We start from the raw sequence: 4,936 nt of genomic DNA on the forward strand, positions 1-4,936 counted from the left end.
TTGGCGGTTCGTTCTTCTGGGAGCTCAGCGGCGACACCACGAACGGCGAGCTCATCACGGCCATGAAGAACGGCCTGGGATGAGCGCGTAGGACCGGCTGATCCACACCGGCCGGGGAGCGACCGCCGGATGTCTTCGGATCGGCGCCCTCCCCGGCCGGCCCCCTCCCATACCCCGTCCTCGCGTACCCCGTCCTCGCGCCGCTCGGCGCTGCCCCCGTGCCCGTGCTGGCCCGGTTTCCCGTGCTGGCCCGGTTTCCCGTGCTGGCCACATGCGCGAGGCAACGGCACAGGAGCAGGGGCAGCCGGGGCGGGGGCGGCGGGGGCCGATGGCGTGGTCAGCCCACGTGGACCTGGGGGCGGCGGGCGACCTCGGGCTCGGCCTTGCGGATCACCTCCCGTGTCAGCGGGGGCACGTCGCCGCCGCCGAAGACGAGGTAGCGCAGGAGCGCGCCGACGGGGTTGCCCTCGGCCCAGTGGAAGTACACGTGGGGCCGCTTGCCCGTCATGTCGCGCAGGGAGAACAGGATCGCGGCGATGGTGTTGGCCACGGCGGGACTGGTGACGGTCAGCACCTTGTAGCCGTGGCGGGTCTCCCCGCGGACGCGCAGCTCGGACTCGAACTCGGAGGCGTCCCCGAGCGTGACCTCCAGGAAGATCATCGGCTCGTCGTCGGGCAGGTGATGGTATTCCCGGGTCTCGCGGTCCTTCTCGGCGTACTCCGCGGTGTCGCGCGCGTCCGGCTCGTTCGCGATGAGCCGGAGCTCGCCGTCGATGCCCGTGACGATCTCTTTGGCCGTCTCGTCGAGCTCCACGTCCGTGGCGCGCAGCTCGGTGCTGCGGGTGGCCCGGGAGATGAGCGAGGTGACCACGATGGCCAGGACGAAGAACAGCGCGATCTGCAGGCCGTCGGGACGCTCCCGGATGTTCTCCACCGCCGCGTAGACGAGCACCGCCGCGATGAGGCCGAACAGGACCGCGCGGACCGTGCGGCCCTCGACGAACGCGGTGATCGTCACGGCCGCCGCCGCGGACAGGATCAGCGCGAGCACGCCGGTGGCGTACGCCCCGCCCTGGGGCTCGACCTGGGCGCCGAAGAGGATCGTGATGCCGAAGGAGATCACGGTGAAGACCAGGACCAGCGGGCGCACCGCGCGGGCCCAGTCGGGGGCCATGCCGTACCGGGGAAGGTAGCGGGGGACGATGTTGAGCAGGCCGGTCAGCGCCGACGCCCCCGCGAACCAGAGGATGGCGATGGTGCTCACGTCGTAGGCCGTGCCGAACCAGTCGCCGAGGTACTGGTGGGCCAGGTAGGCGAGCGCGCGGCCGCTGGCCTTGCCGCCCTCCTGGAACTCCTTCGCCGGGATGAGCACGCTCGTCGCGACGCTGCTGGTGAGCAGGAACACGCTCATGATCAGGGCGGCGGTCGTCAGCAGCCGGCGGGTGCCCCGGATGCGCTGCTCCAGGTCGCCGTCGACCTGCGGCATCACCGCGACGCCTGTCTCGAAGCCCGACAGGCCGAGCGCCAGCTTCGGCAACACGAGAAGCGACATCGCCACCATGGCGATCGGGCCGGAGTGCTCGGTCGTGAGCGCGTGCTGCCAGTCGCGGAGCAGCTCGGGGTGGACGACGACCTCGCGCAGGGCCACGGCCACCACCACGACGTTGAGCGCGAGATAGGTGCCGACCAGCACGACGGCGAGCCCGATGGCCTCGCTGAACCCGCGCAGGAAGATACCACCGAGCACCGCGATGAGCAGCAGCGTGATGGGGACGCGCTGGCCGTCGAGGAACGCCGGGACGAACGGGTTCTGCAGGATGTGGGCCGTGGCGTCGGAGGCCGACAGCGTGATCGTGAAGACGAACGCCGTCGCGACGAAGCCCAGCAGCACGAGCACGAAGAGCTTGCCCCACCAGCGGGGAAGCAGCCGCTCCAGCATCGCGATCGAGCCCATTCCGTACGGGCTGCGCTCCGCGACGGCGCGGTAGGTGGGCAGCGCGCCGAACAGCGTGAGAGCCACCAGCAGCGACGTCGCGATCGGCGACAGCGCGCCCGCGGCGAGCGCCGCGATGCCGGGCTGGTAGCCGAGGGTGGAGAAGTAGTCGACGCCGGTGAGGCACATGACCTGCCACCACGGGTGCCGCTTGCCCGGCTCGTCGGCGTGGGGGCCGGTGGAATGGCGGTCGCGCTGGAGGCCCTCGAGCAGCCAGGCGCGCACGGGCCCCGTCTCCTCCTGGGTGGACGTGGTCAACCCGCTCACTCTCCTTGTCTCGTGGTGACGACCGCTGCCCGTGCGGGCGGCTCTCACGCCGGCGCCGCCGCACAGCTGGACAGACGATAGCGGTGCCGCCGCGGTTCCCGGCGGGAAGATCGCCTCCTGTGGAAAACCCCGGCGGCACAGGCGCCGGAGGCGGGATATCCACAGGCCGGGGCGAGGGGGCCGGTTGATCCGGCAGAATGAGAGCCCTCCCGGAAGAAGGCGGACAGGATCGTGACGACCTCCATTCAGCAGCGGATCGCCGAAGAGCTCGGTGTGCGCGAGAGCCAGGTGACCGCGGCCGTGGACCTGCTCGACGGCGGGGCCACGGTGCCGTTCATCGCCCGCTACCGCAAGGAGGCGACGGGCGCGCTCGACGACGCGCAGCTTCGCACGCTGGAGGAGCGGCTGCGCTACCTGCGCGAGATGGAGGAGCGGCGGACGGCCATCCTCGACTCGATCCGATCGCAGGGCAAGCTCGACGAGGCGCTCGAGGCGCGGATCCTGGCGGCCGACTCGAAGGCGCGCCTGGAGGACATCTACCTCCCGTTCAAGCCCAAGCGCCGCACGAAGGCGCAGATCGCCCGCGAGGCCGGGCTGGAGCCGCTCGCCGACGCCCTGCTCGGCGACCCGTCCCTCGACCCGCAGGCCACGGCCGAGGCGTACGTCGGCGAGGGCGTGGCCGACGCGGCGGCCGCGCTGGAGGGCGCCCGGGCCATCCTGGTCGAGCGCTTCGCGGAGGACGCCGACCTGATCGGCGACCTGCGTGAGCGGATGTGGGGCCGCGGTCGCCTGGTGTCGCAGGTGCGGGAGGACAAGCAGGAGGCCGGGGCCAAGTTCTCCGACTACTTCGACTTCTCCGAGCCGTTCACCAGGCTGCCGTCGCACCGCATCCTGGCGATGTTCCGCGGTGAGAAGGAGGAGATCCTCAGCCTCACGCTCGACCCGGCGGCCGAGGAGCCCAACGACTACGAGGCGCGGATCGCCCGGCGGTTCGGGGTGTCGGACCAGGGCCGTCCCGCCGACCGGTGGCTGTCGGACACCGTCCGGTGGGCCTGGCGTACCCGCATCCTCGTCCACCTCGGCATCGACCTGCGAACCCGGCTGTTCCAGGCGGCCGAGGAGGAGGCCGTCCGCGTCTTCGCCGCCAACCTGCGCGACCTGCTGCTCGCCGCGCCCGCGGGGACCCGGCCCACGATGGGCCTCGACCCGGGGCTGCGGACCGGTGTGAAGGTGGCGGTCGTCGACGCCACGGGCAAGGTGGTGGCCACCGAGACGATCTATCCCCACGAGCCGAAGCGGCAGTGGGACCAGTCCCTCGCCGTGCTCGGGCGGCTCGCCACCCAGCACGGCGTCGAGCTCATCGCCATCGGCAACGGCACGGCCTCGCGTGAGACCGACAAGCTGGCCGGAGAGCTGGTCAAGCTGATGCCGCATCTGACGAAGGTCGTGGTGTCCGAGGCCGGCGCCTCGGTCTACTCCGCCTCGGCGTACGCGTCGCAGGAGCTGCCGGGGCTCGACGTGTCGCTGCGCGGCGCGGTGTCGATCGCCCGGCGCCTGCAGGACCCGCTGGCCGAGCTCGTGAAGATCGACCCGAAGTCGATCGGCGTGGGGCAGTACCAGCACGACGTGTCCGAGGTGAAGCTGTCACGCTCGCTCGACGCCGTCGTGGAGGACTGTGTGAACGGGGTCGGCGTCGACGTCAACACCGCTTCGGTGCCGCTGCTGACCCGCGTGTCCGGCATCAGCTCCGGACTCGCGGAGAACATCGTGTCCCACCGGGACGCCAACGGCCCGTTCCGCTCCCGGCAGGGGCTGAAGGATGTGGCCCGGATCGGCCCCAAGGCGTTCGAGCAGTGCGCCGGCTTCCTGCGCATCCCGGGCGGCGACGACCCCCTCGACGCCTCCAGCGTGCACCCCGAGGCGTATCCGGTGGTGCGCCGGATCCTGCACTCCACGGGTGGCGAGCTGCGCGCGCTGATCGGCAACACGGTGGTGCTGCGCAAGATCCGGCCGGAGGAGTTCGTCGACGGCAGCTTCGGACTGCCGACCGTCACCGACATCCTCAAGGAGCTCGAGAAGCCCGGCCGCGACCCCCGTCCCGCCTTCAAGACGGCGACCTTCAAGGAGGGCGTCGAGAAGATCTCGGACCTGACACCCGGCATGGTGCTGGAGGGCGTGGTGACGAACGTCGCGGCGTTCGGGGCGTTCGTCGACATCGGCGTGCATCAGGACGGTCTGGTCCACGTGTCCGCCATGTCCAACTCCTTCGTGAAGGACCCGCGCGAGGTGGTCAAGCCCGGCGACATCGTCCGGGTGAAGGTGCTCGACGTCGACATCCCGCGCAAGCGGATCTCGCTCACCCTGCGCCTGGAGGACGAGGTCGCGCGCAACGGGCAGCGGTCCGGGCAGGACGGCGAGGCCCGCGGCGGCGGACGGCAGGGCCGCCCGGGCGGGCAGCGCGACCAGTCCCGCCGGGAGCAGGGCGGATCCGGGCGCGGCAACGGCCGGGGCAACGGCCGCAACTCCGGTGCCCCCGCCGGTGGCGCCATGGCGGAGGCTCTGCGCCGGGCCGGCCTCACCGGCCCCGACTCCCGCTGACCACCCAGACCGTTCGGTAGAAGCACGCGCCGCCCTCCGGCCGCCGCACACAGACGGCACGGCGGGCAGCGCAAGGCG

2 protein-coding genes are annotated in these 4,936 nt (G+C 71.8%); one reads left to right on the top strand and one right to left on the bottom strand.

The window, feature by feature from the left end:
- Positions 1-337: 337 nt before the first annotated feature.
- Entirely contained in the window at positions 338-2,251 is a 1,914-nt protein-coding gene (locus tag MPTA5024_RS03475; RefSeq protein WP_036319784.1) for a hypothetical protein, read from the bottom strand.
- 240 nt (positions 2,252-2,491) lie between these two features.
- On the opposite strand from MPTA5024_RS03475, the gene MPTA5024_RS03480 reads away from it, so the two are divergent.
- Positions 2,492-4,858, top strand: a complete 2,367-nt coding sequence (locus MPTA5024_RS03480) for a Tex family protein (RefSeq protein WP_036319786.1) — start codon at positions 2,492-2,494, stop codon at positions 4,856-4,858.
- Positions 4,859-4,936: the final 78 nt, after the last annotated feature.

This window comes from Microbispora sp. ATCC PTA-5024 (assembly GCF_000511135.2).
Lineage (GTDB): Bacteria > Actinomycetota > Actinomycetes > Streptosporangiales > Streptosporangiaceae > Microbispora > Microbispora corallina.